12 protein-coding genes and 1 pseudogene are annotated in these 14,026 nt (G+C 71.2%); 11 read left to right on the plus strand and 2 right to left on the minus strand.

The features are described 5' to 3' along the window. A pseudogene (locus ABZ297_RS43030) lies at window positions 1-387 on the plus strand (hypothetical protein); the annotation flags it as partial. A gap of 109 nt (window positions 388-496) precedes the next feature. Here ABZ297_RS43030 and ABZ297_RS43035 read toward each other — a convergent pair. Beyond that, window positions 497-1,069 carry a GNAT family N-acetyltransferase gene (locus tag ABZ297_RS43035; RefSeq protein ID WP_355359057.1) on the minus strand — a complete coding sequence of 191 codons (573 nt, stop codon included), beginning with the start codon at window positions 1,067-1,069 and terminating at the stop codon, window positions 497-499. A 134-nt stretch (window positions 1,070-1,203) separates the two neighbouring features. On the opposite strand from ABZ297_RS43035, the gene ABZ297_RS43040 reads away from it, so the two are divergent. The 3 genes from ABZ297_RS43040 to ABZ297_RS43050 all read left to right on the plus strand — a co-directional run bounded on the left by ABZ297_RS43040 (window position 1,204) and on the right by ABZ297_RS43050 (window position 4,382). Further along, on the plus strand, window positions 1,204-2,655 hold the full coding sequence (locus ABZ297_RS43040) for a hypothetical protein (protein ID WP_355359060.1): 1,452 nt from the start codon (window positions 1,204-1,206) through the stop codon (window positions 2,653-2,655). Between the two features lie 246 nt (window positions 2,656-2,901). Then, the gene (locus ABZ297_RS43045) at window positions 2,902-3,471 is read left to right on the plus strand and encodes a hypothetical protein (protein WP_355359063.1); all 570 of its coding nucleotides are present in this window, start codon (window positions 2,902-2,904) and stop codon (window positions 3,469-3,471) included. Window positions 3,472-3,608: 137 nt separating this feature from the next. Next, entirely contained in the window at window positions 3,609-4,382 is a 774-nt protein-coding gene (locus tag ABZ297_RS43050; RefSeq protein ID WP_355359066.1) for a glycerophosphodiester phosphodiesterase, read from the plus strand. Here ABZ297_RS43050 and ABZ297_RS43055 read toward each other — a convergent pair. Then, window positions 4,312-4,959 (minus strand): GNAT family N-acetyltransferase, encoded by a 648-nt coding sequence (locus ABZ297_RS43055; RefSeq protein ID WP_355359069.1) that lies wholly within the window; start codon window positions 4,957-4,959, stop codon window positions 4,312-4,314. The genes ABZ297_RS43050 and ABZ297_RS43055 overlap by 71 nt on opposite strands. Before the next feature lie 162 nt (window positions 4,960-5,121). On the opposite strand from ABZ297_RS43055, the gene ABZ297_RS43060 reads away from it, so the two are divergent. The 7 genes from ABZ297_RS43060 to ABZ297_RS43090 form a co-directional block, all read left to right on the plus strand. Continuing rightward, window positions 5,122-6,732 carry a Coagulation factor 5/8 type domain-containing protein gene (locus tag ABZ297_RS43060; RefSeq protein ID WP_355359072.1) on the plus strand — a complete coding sequence of 537 codons (1,611 nt, stop codon included), beginning with the start codon at window positions 5,122-5,124 and terminating at the stop codon, window positions 6,730-6,732. Between the two features lie 61 nt (window positions 6,733-6,793). Continuing rightward, the gene (locus ABZ297_RS43065; RefSeq protein ID WP_355359075.1) at window positions 6,794-7,270 is read left to right on the plus strand and encodes an SRPBCC domain-containing protein; all 477 of its coding nucleotides are present in this window, start codon (window positions 6,794-6,796) and stop codon (window positions 7,268-7,270) included. Window positions 7,271-7,363: 93 nt separating this feature from the next. Further along, a complete protein-coding gene (locus tag ABZ297_RS43070; protein WP_355359078.1) occupies window positions 7,364-9,325 on the plus strand; it encodes a S9 family peptidase in 1,962 nt (653 codons plus the stop codon). Beyond that, entirely contained in the window at window positions 9,289-10,599 is a 1,311-nt protein-coding gene (locus ABZ297_RS43075) for a serine hydrolase domain-containing protein (protein ID WP_355359081.1), read from the plus strand. The genes ABZ297_RS43070 and ABZ297_RS43075 overlap by 37 nt, the downstream gene beginning before the upstream one ends. A gap of 10 nt (window positions 10,600-10,609) precedes the next feature. Beyond that, window positions 10,610-11,932 carry a serine hydrolase domain-containing protein gene (locus ABZ297_RS43080; protein WP_355359084.1) on the plus strand — a complete coding sequence of 441 codons (1,323 nt, stop codon included), beginning with the start codon at window positions 10,610-10,612 and terminating at the stop codon, window positions 11,930-11,932. Next, window positions 11,925-12,764, plus strand: a complete 840-nt coding sequence (locus ABZ297_RS43085; protein WP_355359087.1) for a serine hydrolase — start codon at window positions 11,925-11,927, stop codon at window positions 12,762-12,764. The genes ABZ297_RS43080 and ABZ297_RS43085 overlap by 8 nt, the downstream gene beginning before the upstream one ends. 26 nt (window positions 12,765-12,790) lie before the next feature. Further along, window positions 12,791-14,026 (plus strand): PucR family transcriptional regulator (locus ABZ297_RS43090; protein ID WP_355359090.1); only part of this gene is annotated, 1,236 nt, incomplete at its 3' end.

Below are 14,026 nucleotides of genomic sequence, written 5' to 3' on the forward strand. Positions count from 1 at the left end.
ATCACCTACCGCATCTGCCTGGGGCTGCAGCGGTCCGACTCCGCGATGGTCTCGCACGGCGTGGAGTCCGGTGTGATCAAGCGGCTGCCGCACGGCGAGTTCATCGAGGTGCACACGCCGGCGTCGGAGGACATCGAGGCGCACATGCGGGGCAAGGAGCCGGTGCTCATGCTGCCGGTCTCCGAAGACCGCGCGGGTATCCCGCCCAAGGGGATGCGCGGCCCGCTGGGCAAGCTGCGCGCCCGGATGTCCAAGGCGTACGGCGGAGAGAAGATCCCCCTCGAAGAGGCCCACGGCCACGAGGAGGAGCACGCCGCGCTCGGCAAAGGTCATGACGGCACGACACCGTCCGACGAGGCGCCGGGTGATGAACGCCCAACGAGGTGACGGCGCGGCTCCTTCACGAGAAGCCGACGCTCACGCCGCCGGTCAGCCGATCAGTAGAACCGCCTGAGGAGCCTGGCGGGGACGGGGGAGTGGGCGCGACCTCGGAGAGTTACCACAGCTTGTCAATCTCCCCTGGGTAAAGCTCGATGCGAGAGTGGTGGAACGAAGGCCGGTTCTCCTTGCTCTTGACCGAGAAGAAGTCGGCCATGGTGACCTTGTCGAAGCCGGGTTGGTCGCTCGGGAAGGGCGTTTCGGGGGTCCCTCCGATCAGGACGGTGCCGGGCAACGCCTGCCAGCCCGCGCTCTCGTAGAACCTCTGAAGTGGCCGGTCGCAGGTGAACAACCCGATGTCGAAGCCGGCTTCGGCCATCGCCGCATGCGCAGCTGCCACCAGTTGGCGGCCGTGCCCCCGGCCGCGTACGGCCTTCCGAGTGACCACGGTGCTCAACCCCGCCGCCTGATAGCGCCGGTCGGTATGGGTGATCTCCTTGGACAGGATGTCCAGGGCGGCCATGACGGTCCCATCGTCCATGAGCAACATCGACATCGGGAGCAGGGCGGGGTCATGGTTGAACTGGCCGTCGCCGGGCGTTGCGGATGGCCACGCCTCCTGCTGGAGGGCCCGGACCTGGAGCAGCAGCTCCGCAGGGGTGGCCGCCTCGGGGAACGACAGGATGTGCATGGCTCCGAGTGTGCCGAGCAAAGGGCATTTCCGGCAAAGAGGTTTCGGTGCTGCGCTGAATGACGGCCCCGCGCGCGGGCTTGGGGGCGCCATTGGTACGCGATGAGTAGTACGCGGCGAGTACTATGAAGTTCATGACCGAGACAGATGTCGGCGTCCCCCGCCGGGCATTGGCCCAGGCGCTGGCCTGCGCGCTCGCCTTCACGGCGCTCGCCTACGTCACCACGCAGAACAAGCTCGTCAGGCAGGGCAGCCCCTGGCAGCGCGACCCCTACGACCTCGTCGTGTCGCTCACGATCTTCCTGGTTCCGGCCCTGGCGGCGCTGATCGTGGCGCGGGGCCGGTTACCGGGCCGAGACGGACGCCGGCCCGCCGGCGACTGGCTGCGGGCGCTCGCGGCGTTCGTCCTGGCTGTCGTCACGCTGAGCGGCGCCTACGTCACCTTGGTGGCGGTACGGCACACGCAGCCGGCCGCGCTGCCCGCCCCGACCGGCCCTTACGGCGTCGGCCGAACCACCTTCGAATGGACCGACCGCACCCGGACCGATCCTCTCGCCCCACGCCCGGGCAGCGCCCGCCAGTTGTCCGTCTGGCTGTGGTACCCGGCCACGCCCCAGGCCACGGGAAGGCCGGCGCCCTACGCGCCGGGCGCCTGGGGGTCCCTGCACCCGGACGGGCTGCTCGGACTCGGTGAGACCAGCTTCGACGCCATCCGCACGCATGCGCAGGAGAGCGTGCCGGTGGCCGCCGGCCGGTTTCCGGTCGTCATCCTGGAACCCGGGCTTGGTCTGGCCGCGCCGCAATACACCGCTCTGGCCGAGAACCTGGCGAGCAACGGCTACCTGGTCGCAGGCGTCACCCCGACTTACAGTGCCAACGTGACCGTCCTGCACGGACACCCGGTGCGAGACACCGAGGCGGGAAACCCGCCCGCCTTCGAGTCCGCCGATCCGGCCGCGGCGGCCCGTGCGGGTGCGAGCCTGGTCGCGGTCTGGGCCGCCGACGCCCGCTTCGCCGCCGCGCAGGTGATCGGACTCGGGCAGGCCGGCCCGTTCGCCGGGCGCGTCGCCCCCACGCGGACCGCCTATCTCGGCCACTCCTTCGGCGGCGCGGCCGCGCTGGAGGCCTGCCGTCTCGACCCGCGCTGCGCGGGCGCGGCCGACCTGGACGGTGCCCAGTTCGGCGCCCGCGAGCCGAACAAGCCCATCATGATCATCGGAAGCGAGAACTCCTGCGTGACAGGAACCTGCCACCCGGATGACCCCATGAGCCGCGCGGAACGCGACATCGCCCGCCGCCTGCTGGCCGCCGACACCGCACCTGTCTGGTGTTATGAGATCGGCGGGACCCGGCACTTCAACTTCAGCGACTACGCCGCCTACTACCTGGCCGCCCCCATCCGCTCCCTGGTGCCCCTCGGCAGCGTCAACGGCGGCCTCGGCCTCGCCATCACCAATGCCTACCTGACGGCCTTCCTCGACCACACCGTCCGCGGCGCCGACGAACCTCTGCTCACCGGCGTCACGTCGCCGTACCCGCAGGTACGAACCTTCCAGATCGGCGTAAAGCCTGGGGGTCGGTGGTGACGGTGGGGACCGCAAGGACGACGCTTACCTGATGTGGGGGGCCGGGGGGCCGGGGGGCCGGGGGGCCGGGGGGCCGGGGGGCCTGCGCTGGAAAACCCTGGACTGCCTATGCTCAGCCGTCCGCCAGGGAATATTTGATCACAAGCTCGGATGTGTAAGCACATAGTAATGAGGTATCTACCCTTGGTAAGCATCGCAGGTCGTGCCCCCTGCACACGACCCGATGCAGACCGAAGGGAGAGACCCATGTCGATCTCCAAGCACACCGTCCTCGTCGCGTGCCTGGCGGCAGGCGGACTCGCGGTGGCGGGCCTTCCCGCCCACGCCGCCGGCTCGGCAGGCCATCCGGCGCTGGCGTGCGCGTACGAGGTCACGCATGTGCGGCCTGTCAGCTTCCTCAACGTCCGTGCGGGTGCCGGGCTGCGTTTCCACCCGGTGGGTAAGCGCAGGACGGCCGACGGCCGTTTCGCGGGAGCGTGCCAGCCGAGCAAGGGATGGGTCGCGGTCAAGGCGTCCGACGGCAAGTCCGGCTGGGCCTCGGCCCGATACCTACGCAAGATGAGGAGCACGCGCCACTCCGGCGCCAGAGTGCCTCTGGCGTGCGCGTACGAGGTCACGCACGTGCGGCCTGTCAGCTTCCTCAACGTCCGTGCGGGTGCCGGGCTGCGTTTCCACCCGGTGGGTAAGCGCAGGACGGCCGACGGTCGCTTCGCGGGAGCCTGTCAGCCGAGCAAGGGATGGGTCGCGGTCAAGGCGTCCGACGGCAAGTCCGGCTGGGCCTCGGCCCGATACCTACGGAAGGTGGCGACCAAGTAGCCGGCACGAAGAACTGGCCGCTCATGGCTGCCGTTTCCCGCCTTCGCCTCCGCCGGCTCCGGCCGGTCGGAGGCGGGGCGCCCCTGACGGATACCGCCTCGAAGATCGCGCGCGCCGCGCTGGCGGTCTCACTGGTCATGGCCCTCGCGCCCGGTGGCGTAGCCGACCCGCCGGTGCCCGCCGCAGCGACGATCCGGACGTGCTCCTCACCAGAGCCGGTCTCCCATCGGGGCTATGCGGACGCGGTGTCGGAGAACACCATCACGGCGTTCGACCGTGCGCTTGCGGCCGGGTCCGATCGAGTCGAGTTCGACGTGCGGTTCACCAGGGATCATCACCCTGTGTTGATGCATGACCCGACGGTGGAGCGCACGACATCAGGCTTCGGCAGGGTCTCCAGCATGTCCCTGGCCCGCTTTCGCGCCCTGCGCACGACCGATGGGCAACATCCGCCAACCCTGTTCCAGGTGCTGGCCGCCCTCCGGGGCAGGGTGGCGGAGGTGCTGGTGGAGCTCAAGGTGGTTCCCGACGCCGCAGACCTGCGCTTCCTTCAGGCCACCTATCGGCTGCTGAACGCCTACCAGTGGGCGAGTATGACCTCGTTCTCGCCTGCGGCGCTGAAGGCGGTGGGGTCCATCCCCGCCCGCAAAGGCCTGCTGGCCACCTCTGCGCCGCAGACCGCTCTGGCCAGGCAGTTCAGCTTCATAGGCGTCCGCTACGACAGCCTGACCCGGTCGCGCGTCCGCGCTTACCGGAAGGCCGGCGTGGCCGTCTACGCCTGGACGCCCAACACCTCCGCCGCGTGGCGCCGCCTCGCGGACTACGGCGTGAGCCGCATCATCACCGATCGAACGTCCGTGTATCTGGCATGGGCCAGGCGGGCATGCGATGGGCGTGGCCCGGCTGCATGACCTCGGAGGCGTCAGGATTCTGCGCAGCGCGCCATTCCCGGTCGAGTAACGCATAAACCAGCAGCGAGGACCATTCACCCTTGAACCACTTGTTCTCGCGGAAGTGCGCTTCGAGGCGGAACCCGAGCCGCTCGAGCACACGTGCCGAAGCCGCGTTGCGGTCGTCGACCTGCGCAATGACGCGGTGCAGCCCCAGGCCGTCGAAGCCGAGGCGGAGCAGGGCCTGGGAGGCTTCGGTGGCGTAACCCCGGCCGGTCGCCTCGGGGGAGAGGATGTAGCCGATCTCGCCCGAGCGGTGCTCCGCACTGTGCCAGAACAACACGACATCACCGACCAACCTGCCGGTGTGCTGCTCCTCGATCCCGAGCGTCATCGCCTGACCTGGGGTGGTGAGCTCGGTCGGTGCCCACCGGCCCGCGATCCGCTCGGCGACCTCGTCACGAGTCAGGGCGTCGTACGGGACGTACCGCACGACATCCGGCTGTGACTTGTACGCATGCATCGCATCGAGATCGGCGGCCGTGAGTGGCCGGAGCAGCAGTCGCTCGGTACGGATCGGATAGTCGGGTCGCAGCATGCTCTCGAGCCTACGAGGCGCTGGTGCCGCTGAGCGCGTCCGCGTTGCTGCCGGCTGTGTGGTCAGAACATCCGCTTTCTGAGTGAATTCGAGCCCGACTCACATCTTGACCGGCGAGTAACAAAGGCGGACCATGAAGCAGCCGATTTGTGAGGTGCGCTCATGTTACGCAGCATCACCAGGATCATCGGACTTGCCCTACTGGCCGCCCTTCCTCTGGCGGGCGCCACCGCCACCGCCCAGGCGGCCCCGGAGTCCGAGGTCGGGGCGGTCGGGCAGCCGCCGGGCTCCGCGAACCCGGTCCGCGGCTTCGTCGACGCCCACAGTCATCTCATGGCCCACGAAGCCTTCGGCGGCGGCCTGATCTGTGGCAAGCCGTTCGACCTCGACGGCATCGAGCACGCCCTGGTCGACTGCCCCGACCACCAGCCCGACGGCTCGCTCGCCTGGTTCGAGAACTTCACCCGCCACGGCACCCCCGTGGGCAAGCACGACCCGGTCGGCTGGCCCACGTTCAAGGACTGGCCGGCCCACGACTCCCTCACCCACCAGCAGGGCTACTACAAGTGGATCGAGCGGGCCTGGCGCGGCGGGCTCCGCGTCTTCGTCAACGACCTGGTCGCCAACCGGCAGCTCTGCGAGATCTACCCGCTCAAACACAACACCTGCGACGAGATGACCACGCTCAGGCTCGAGGCGCAGCGCACCTTAGAACTGCAGAACTACATCGACGCCCAGAGCGGCGGCCCGGGCCAGGGCTGGTTCCGGGTGGTGAAGTCGAGCGCCGAGGCCAGACAGGTGATCGCGGCCGGCAAGCTGGCCGTGGTCCTGGGCATCGAGACCTCCGAGCCGTTCGGCTGCCGCCAGACCTTGGGCATCCCGCACTGCACCAAGGCGCAGATCGACCGCGGCCTGGACGAGATGTACCAGCTGGGCGTGCGCAGCATGTTCGTCTGCCACAAGTACGACAACGCGCTGTGCGGCGTCCGCTTCGACTCCGGGACCACCGGCGTGATCGTCAACATCGGCAACTTCCTGTCGAGCGGCTCGTTCTGGAACGCCAAGACCTGCACAGGACCCGAGCATGACAACACGATCGACCCGGCCGGAGTGCTGCCGCCCGAGGTGGCCAAGTGGCTGCCGTTCGGCGTCGGCCTGCCGGTCTATCCCCCGGCGCCGCACTGCAACACCAAAGGCCTGACCTCCCTGGGCGCCTACATGGTCCAGGGCATGATGAAGCGCGGCATGATGGTCGAGATCGACCACATGAGCGTCAAGGCCGCCGCTCAGACCCTCGGCCTGCTGGAGAGCGCCAAGTATCCGGGCGTCATCTCCTCGCACAGCTGGGCCGACCCCAGCTACTTCCGCCGCATCTACCGGCTCGGCGGCCTGGTGACCGCGTACGGCTCGCCCGCCGACTCCTTCACCGCGGGCTGGCGAGCGACGAAGCCCTTCCGTGATGAGTTCGGTCGTCCCGGGTACGGCTACGGCCTCGACACCAACGGCATGGGCCCGCTCCCCGGGCCGCGCCAGGGCAGTGCGGTCAGCTACCCGTTCACCTCATTGGACGGCGCGGTCACGCTCGACAAGCTGCGCACCGGTGACCGGGTCTGGGACGTCAACACCGACGGTGTGGCCCACTACGGCCTGGTCCCCGACTGGATCGAGGACATGCGCAAGTACGCCGGTGACGAGTTCGCCCAGGACATGCTGGCAGGGGCGGAGGCGTATCTGACGACGTGGGGAGGGTCCGAGGCTCGCAGGCAGAGCTGACAACCGAGGACCTGGCAGGTCACACTCCGGATCTGGCCTGTCGCCAGGTAGGGTCGGCTGCATGTACTCGACGCGGGTCTCTCAGTACGTGAACGCGCCGCGTCCGGCCGTTTACCAGGCGCTCGTGGATGCGGACGCGATCGCAAAATGGCGGGTGCCGACGGGTATGAGCAGCCACGTCCACGAGTTCGACGCTCGTGAAGGCGGCTCGTTCCGGATCTCGCTCAGCTACGACACGCCGGGGCCGGCCGGCAAGTCGGCATCGCACACTGACACCTACCATGGCCACTTCGCGGAGCTCGTTCCGGACGAGCGGGTGGTCGAGGTGCTCGAGTTCGAGGCTGTAGATCCCGCGCTGCGCGGGACCATGACGATGACGACGACCCTCACCGACGCCGGCGGCGGCACCGAGGTGGTCGTCGCGCACGACGGGATCCCTGACGCCGTGCCGGCCGCTGACAACGAGACGGGCACGCGCATGGCGCTGGCGAGCCTGGCCGCGCTCGTCGAGGCGCGCCAAGCCGCCGATCCAACGTGACGCCCGTCGCGAAGCGGGCTGCGACCCGGTCTTCTCGAGAAGATCAGGTCGCATCCCCATCGCCAAGCACCAGCTGAGAGAGCGGCCGGCTTGGTGGCGGGCACAACCGAGGCCCTGCCGTTCGTCGGCCACGCCGAAGAAGGCGCGTCCGCGCTGGCCTACCGTTCGGTCATGTCCCGCCTTTCGCTCGACGACCTGTACCGACTGGCGATCCCCTCAGACCCTGCGCTGCGCCCCGACGGCGGCGCCGTCGCCTACACGCTGACCACCGCCGACCGCGCTTCGGACGAGAACCACACGCGGATCTGGCTCGCCGCCCCGGGAGCCGAGCCACGCCTGCTCGCCTCGGGGAGCGCCGCCCGCTGGTCCCCTGACGGCCGCCTGCTGGCCTTCCTCAAGCCGGTGGACGGCAAGCCGCAGATCCACCTGCTGCCCATGGACGGTGGCGAGCCACGGCCCCTCACCTCGGCCCCGCTGGGCGCGGGGGTGCCGGTGTGGTCTCCCGACGGGACCAGGATCGCCTACGCCGGGCCGCACGGGGAGCCCGACCCGCACGCTCCCGTGGTGGCGGACCGGCTCGACTACAAGGCCGACGGCGCCGGCCTGCTGCGCGGCGTGACCACGCAGCTCTTCGTGGTCCCCGTGCCGGCGGGAGAAGAGCCCGGGGAGGCGGTGCGGCTCACCGACGGCGACTTCCACGCCGGGCAGCCCGCGTGGTCGCCCGACGGACAGCGGCTCGCCTTCACCGCCGGCATGCAGCCCGACGGCGACCTGGTGCCCTCCGCCGCCGTGTACGCGGTCGACGCGGCCGGCGGCGAGCCCAAGCGCCTCACAGGGCCGGAGGTGATCTGCGTCGGCGCGTGGTGGCTCGGCACGCGGCTGGTGGTGGCCGGGCTGCCCGTCCCGGTGGGGCACACCAGGCTGTACGTCCTGGGCGACGGCGGGCTGGAGGAGGTGCAGACCGGGCTGGACCGCAACGTCATGGTCGGCCACCCCGGCTACCCTGGCGCTCCGCCGCTGCTCCTCGGCGGTGACCTGGTGTTCACCGCGAGGGACGGAGGCCGCACGCACGCCTACGCGGTGCCGCTGGACGGCACGTCCCCTGCCAGGAAGCTCGTGGGCGGCGAGGTGTCGCTCTCCGGGCTGAGCGCGGCCGCTGGGCGGATCGCCTATGTCGCCACGAGCCCGGACAGTGCCGGGGACGTCCACCTCACGGATCCCGGGGGCGGCGTGGCACCGGGGGTCCGGCTCGCGGCGTACCGGCTGGACGGGGTCGAGCTGTTCGCGCCTCGCTCGCGCACCTTCACCGCTCCCGACGGGACGCCCGTCGAGGGGTTCCTCCTGCGCGACGAGACGCTGAGCGGGCCCGCGCCGGTCCTGCTGGACGTCCACGGCGGCCCGCACAACGCCTGGGCGCCCGTCTTCGACGGCGCCCACCTCTACCACCAGGTGCTCGCCGCCCGGGGCTGGACGGTGCTCACGCTCAACCCGAGGGGCAGCGACGGGTACGGCGAGGCGTTCTACACGGCGGCGCTCGGCGCCTGGGGCCTCGCGGACGCCGACGACTTCCTCGCCCCGCTCGACGAGCTCGTCTCCGAGGGCGTCGCCGACGCGGAACGGCTGGCCGTCACCGGTTACAGCTACGGCGGCTACATGACCTGCTGGCTGACCACGAGGACCGGCAGGTTCAAGGCGGCCATCCCCGGCGGTTCCGTGACGGACCTCAGCAGTATGGCCGGAACCTCCGATGCCGGATATTTCCTGAAAGAGTGGGAATGTGCAGGTGAGGTCGTCGCACAGTCCCCGATCACCCACGTCGCCGACGTGGCGACCCCCACCTTGATCCTGCACGGAGAGAACGATGACCGCTGCCCCGTAGGCCAGGCCGAGCAGTGGTTCGCCGCGCTGCGCGAGCGCGCCGTGCCCGTCAGGCTCGTGCGCTACCCGGGCGCCTCACACCTGTTCATCCTGAACGGACGCCCGTCCCACCGGTTCGACTACAACGAGAGGATCATCACGTGGCTGGAGCAATGGGTCACCGGCTCGCCGAGCTGATCGCCGAGTACGAGGTGCCCGGCGCGGCCCTCGCCTACCTGCACGGCGGGGAGCTGCACGAGTTCGCCGCCGGCGTGCTCAACGTCGACACCGGCGTGCCGGTCACACCCGACTCGCTCTTCCAGATCGGCTCGGTCACCAAGGTGTGGACCGCGACCATGCTCGTCCAGCTGGCCGAGCAGGGCGCGCTGACGCTGGACACCCGGGTCGCCGAGCTGCTGCCCGAGTTCCAGGTCGCCGACGCGGACGTCACCAAGGCCGTCACGGTCAGGCACCTGCTCGCGCACACCAGCGGCATCGACGGCGACCTGTTCCTCGACACCGGCCGCGGCGACGACTGCGTGGAGAAGTACGTGCAAGCCTGCGCCGACCTGGCGCAGAACCACCCCCTGGGCGCCACCCAGTCGTACTGCAACTCCGGGTTCGTCGTGGCCGGGCGCATCCTGGAGAAGCTCGCGGGCAGGCGCTGGGACGACGTCCTGCGCGAGCGGATCGTCGAACCGCTCGGCCTCACCCACACCTGGACCCTGCCCGAGGACGTCCTGCGCTTCCGCGCCGCGATGGGACACCTCGACGGCGAGCCCGCCCCGGCCTGGGGGCTCATGCGCGCGATGGGACCGGCCGGGCTGATCTGCGCCCGTCCCGCCGACGTGGTCGCCTTCGCCCGCGCCCACCTCGAAGGCGACCTGCTGAAGGACCCGCAGGCGATGTGGGAGCCGCAGGTCGACATCCCCAACCCGCACACGCTCGGCAGGCACTGGGGCATCGGCTGGATCCTCGACGAGTGGGACGGCCGGCGGATCATCTCCCACGGCGGCAACACCATCGGCCAGCACGCCATGCTCTGGGCCGTGCCCGGCACCGGCACGATCGTCTGCGTGACCGCCAACGGCGGCCACAGCGGCGCCTTCACCCGCGCCCTGGCCACCGAACTGTTCGCCGAACTCGACGGCCTGACAGTGCCGCCCGCGCTCGCCCCGCCCGCGACCCCCGTCGAGGTCGACGCCGCCCGCTACGCCGGCGTCTACGAACGGGCCGGCGCCCGCATCACCGTCAGCGACGGCGACGGCGGCATCCAGCTGCGCATGGAGGCGACCGGCGCGCTCGCAGCACTTCAGGAACCGCAGGAGTTCCCCCTCGTCCCCGTGGACGAGACGACCTTCGTCGGGCGCCTGCCGGGCGACCCCGCGTGGATCTCGGCGGTGTTCTACGAGCTCGCCGACGGCTCCCCGTACGTGCACCTGGGCGCCCGCGCCACCCCCAAGACGAGCTGAGGAGAGGGACATGGAGCTGAGCCGGCGCCTTGACGAGGCGGCCCGCGCGCACGGTGTGCCGGGGGCGGCCGTGGCCGTGTACGCGGCCGGTGAGCTGCACGAGGCGGCCACCGGCGTGGTCAACGCCGACACCGGCGTCGAGACCACCCCCGACAGCCTGTTCCAGGTCGGCTCCACCACCAAGGTGTGGACCGCCGCCCTGGTCATGCAGCTCGCCGAGGAGGGGCTGATCGGCCTCGACCGGCCGGTGACGGACTACCTGCCGGAGTTCTCCGTCGCCGACGGCGCGGTGATCACCGTACGGCAGCTGCTCACGCACACCGGCGGCTTCGACGGCGACCTGTTCGAGGACACCGGCCGCGGCGACGACTGCCTTGACGCCTACGTCCGCTACCTGAAGACCGCCGGACACGTGCACCCGCCCGGCGAGCTGTTCTCCTACTGCAACGCCGGGTACTGCGTGCTCGGCGCGCTGGTCGCGCGCCTGCGCGGCACCACCTGGGAGCAGGCGGTGCGCGACCATCTGTACGGCCCCCTCGGCGTCACCCACGCCGCGCTGTTCGCCGAGGAGGCGGTGCTGTTCCGCACCTCCGCCGGGCACATCGGCCCCGGCAACACCGTCTTCCCGAAGTGGCAGATGCCACGCTCCAACGCGCCCGCCGGGTCCACGATGTGCCAGGCGCCGCGCGAGCTGGTCCGCTTCGGCCGGATGTTCCTCGCGGGCGGCGTCGCGGCGGACGGCACCCGCGTGCTGTCGGAGGAGACGGTCGCCGCCATGCGCGCGCCCCAGGTCGACGTGCCCGGCGTGTCCGGGCTGCTCGCCTCGGCCTGGGGGCTGGGGTTCGAGCTGTTCGACTGGGGCGCCTTCGGCCACGACGGCGGCACCCCGGGGCAGAGCACGTTCTGGCGCGTCGTCCCCGGCGCGGACGTCGTCATCGCGATGAGCGGCAACGGCGGCGCCTTCGCCGGCCTCATCGCCGACCTGGCGCTGCCGCTCATCAGGGAGACCACCGGGATCGACGTGCCGGCCCTGCCGGTGCCTCCCGAGAGCCCGCCGGCCGTGGACCCGGCGCCGTACGCCGGCAGGTTCGAGGGGCCGACGGCGGTCTGGGAGGTCGCCGCCGCGGACGGCGGCCTGGAGATCACCATGATCCCCGGCGAGCTCATGCTCAGCATGGGCGCCGCCCGGAGCAGCGCCAGGTACGTCCACCACTCCGGCCACTCGTTCATCGCGGCGGAGCGCGAGGACGGCATGCATGCCACCGTCACCTTCGTCATGCGCGACGGGGTGGCGGCCTACCTGCACAACGGCCGGGCGGTGCCGCGTGCGTGAGGCCTTCGAGGCAGCGGGCGCCCGCGGCTTCGTGCACGCCATGGACATCGACGGCGACGCCGAGACCGGGCTCGACCCCGATGAGCCGGTCGTCCTCGCCTCGGTGTTCAAGATCCCGGTCGTGCTGGAGTACGCCAGACAGGCCGCGGCCGGGGAACTGGAACGCACCGAGAGGCTCACCGTCACGGCGGCCGACAAGGATGGCGGCATCGGCGTCTCCGGTTGCGCCGACGACGTCTCGCTGACGCTCAGGGACCTCGCCCACCTGATGATGACCCTGAGCGACAACGCCGCCACCGACGTGCTGCTGCGCCGGGTCGGCCTGGACCGGGTACACGCCACGCTCGCCGCTCTCGGGCTCGGCCGCACCCGGCTCATAGGCGGCTGCGCCGAGCTGTTCGCCCAGGTCATGGCGGAGGTAGGCACCCTGGATCTGGACGGTCTGAACGACGAGCTGATCAGGCCGCTGGCCGTGCGGGACCCCGCGCGCACCACCTCCAGCACGCCCCGCGAGATCACCACGCTCCTCGGCCTGATCTGGCGGGACGAGGCCGGGCCGGCCGAGGCCTGCGCCGAGGTGCGGAAGATCATGGGCAACCAGGTCTGGCCGCACCGGCTCGCCTCCGGCTTCGACGACGAGGTGAAGGTCTCCGGCAAGACCGGCACGCTGTGGGGCGTCCGCAACGAGGCCGGGGTCGTGGAGTACCCCGACGGCAAGCGCTACGCCGTCGCGGTGTTCCTGCGCACCGCCCGGCTCGGCGGCCGGCATCCGGCCGCCGACGCGGCCATCGGACGTGCCGCCCGCGTGGCGGTGGACCGCCTGCGCACCTGATGCAGCCGGATGCGTATGGTGAGCGGATGCAGACCCGTCCGCGCGCCAGCCTCGGACGGATCCTGCACGACCTCGGCAGCACCGTGCTCGACGTGGCGGCCTCACCCGGCGAGCTCGACGCCGAGGTCACCGGGGTGTACATCTACGACCCGCTCGACGAGCTGCTGGTGCCGCCGGGCGGGATCGTGCTCGCGGTGGGCGTGCACGGCGCGGAGGAGATCTGCGCCCTGCTGGCGTCGGCCCGCGAGGCGGCGGGCATCGTCGTCAAGCTCCCCGTGGACGTCGACGAGCAGGTCCGCAGCAAGGTCCTGGAGACCGGCGTGGCCGTGCTCGGCCTGACCAGGGCCGCCTCCTGGGCGCAGATCGTCACTCTGCTGCGCTCGCTGCTGGCCGAGGGCGACCTGGCCGAGCCCGGCGACGGGCCACAGGGCGACCTGTTCTCCCTCGCCAACGCCGTCTGCGCGCTGCTCGACGCGCCCGTGACCATCGAGGACAGGTCGGCACGGGTGCTGGCCTACTCCGGGCGGCAGGACGAGGCCGACCCCGGACGGGTCGAGACCGTGCTCGGCCGCCAGGTGCCCGAGCGTTACCAGCGCATGCTCGACGAGCGCGGCTTCTTCAAGCAGCTCTATCAGAGCCGTGACCCCGTCTACATGGAGCTCGACGGCGACAGCATCAACAGGGCCGCCATCGCCGTCCGGTCGGGCGACGAGATCCTCGGCTCGATCTGGGCGGCCGTCCACGAGCCGCTCACCGCGCAGCGGCAGCGCGCGTTCGCCGACGCCGCGAAGATCGTCGCGCTCCAGCTGCTGCGTGAGCGGGCCGGGGCCGACACCCGGCGGCGGCTCCGCGCCGACCTGCTGTCGACCGTGCTCGCGGGCGGTGCCGACGCGGCCGAGGCGGCGGGCCGGCTGGGCATCGCCACGCAGCGGCTGTGCGTGCTCGCCGCCCAGCTCACCGACCTGCCCGAGACCGACCCGGCCCGCGTCGAGGGCGACAGGCAGCGCTTCTGCGACGCGCTCGCCCTGCACGTCGCGGCCATCCACCCCAAGGCGGCCGCGGCGCTCGTCGGCTCGATCGCCTACGCCGTGCTGCCGCTGAACCCGGGCGGCCCGCCAGGCGAGCCTCCGGGCGCCGAGGAGGAGGTGCGGGCCGTACGCGTCGCGCAGAGCTTCCTGGCCAGGGTCGGCCCGCGTCACGCCGCCAACGTCGGCGTCGGGCGGCTGGCCGCGAGCCTGTCGCAGGTGTCAAGATCGCGGGCC

It is taken from the genome of Nonomuraea sp. NPDC005983, from assembly GCF_040614375.1.
Classification (GTDB): Bacteria; Actinomycetota; Actinomycetes; order Streptosporangiales; family Streptosporangiaceae; genus Nonomuraea.

Coding starts and splice junctions, on each gene's coding strand:
- ABZ297_RS43035 (WP_355359057.1), bottom strand. CDS start 1,069: ATGCACATCCTGTCGTTCCCCGAGGCGGCCACCCCTGCGGAGCTGCTG.
- ABZ297_RS43040 (WP_355359060.1), top strand. CDS start 1,204: ATGACCGAGACAGATGTCGGCGTCCCCCGCCGGGCATTGGCCCAGGCG.
- ABZ297_RS43045 (WP_355359063.1), top strand. CDS start 2,902: ATGTCGATCTCCAAGCACACCGTCCTCGTCGCGTGCCTGGCGGCAGGC.
- ABZ297_RS43050 (WP_355359066.1), top strand. CDS start 3,609: ATGGCCCTCGCGCCCGGTGGCGTAGCCGACCCGCCGGTGCCCGCCGCA.
- ABZ297_RS43055 (WP_355359069.1), bottom strand. CDS start 4,959: ATGCTGCGACCCGACTATCCGATCCGTACCGAGCGACTGCTGCTCCGG.
- ABZ297_RS43060 (WP_355359072.1), top strand. CDS start 5,122: ATGTTACGCAGCATCACCAGGATCATCGGACTTGCCCTACTGGCCGCC.
- ABZ297_RS43065 (WP_355359075.1), top strand. CDS start 6,794: ATGTACTCGACGCGGGTCTCTCAGTACGTGAACGCGCCGCGTCCGGCC.
- ABZ297_RS43080 (WP_355359084.1), top strand. CDS start 10,610: ATGGAGCTGAGCCGGCGCCTTGACGAGGCGGCCCGCGCGCACGGTGTG.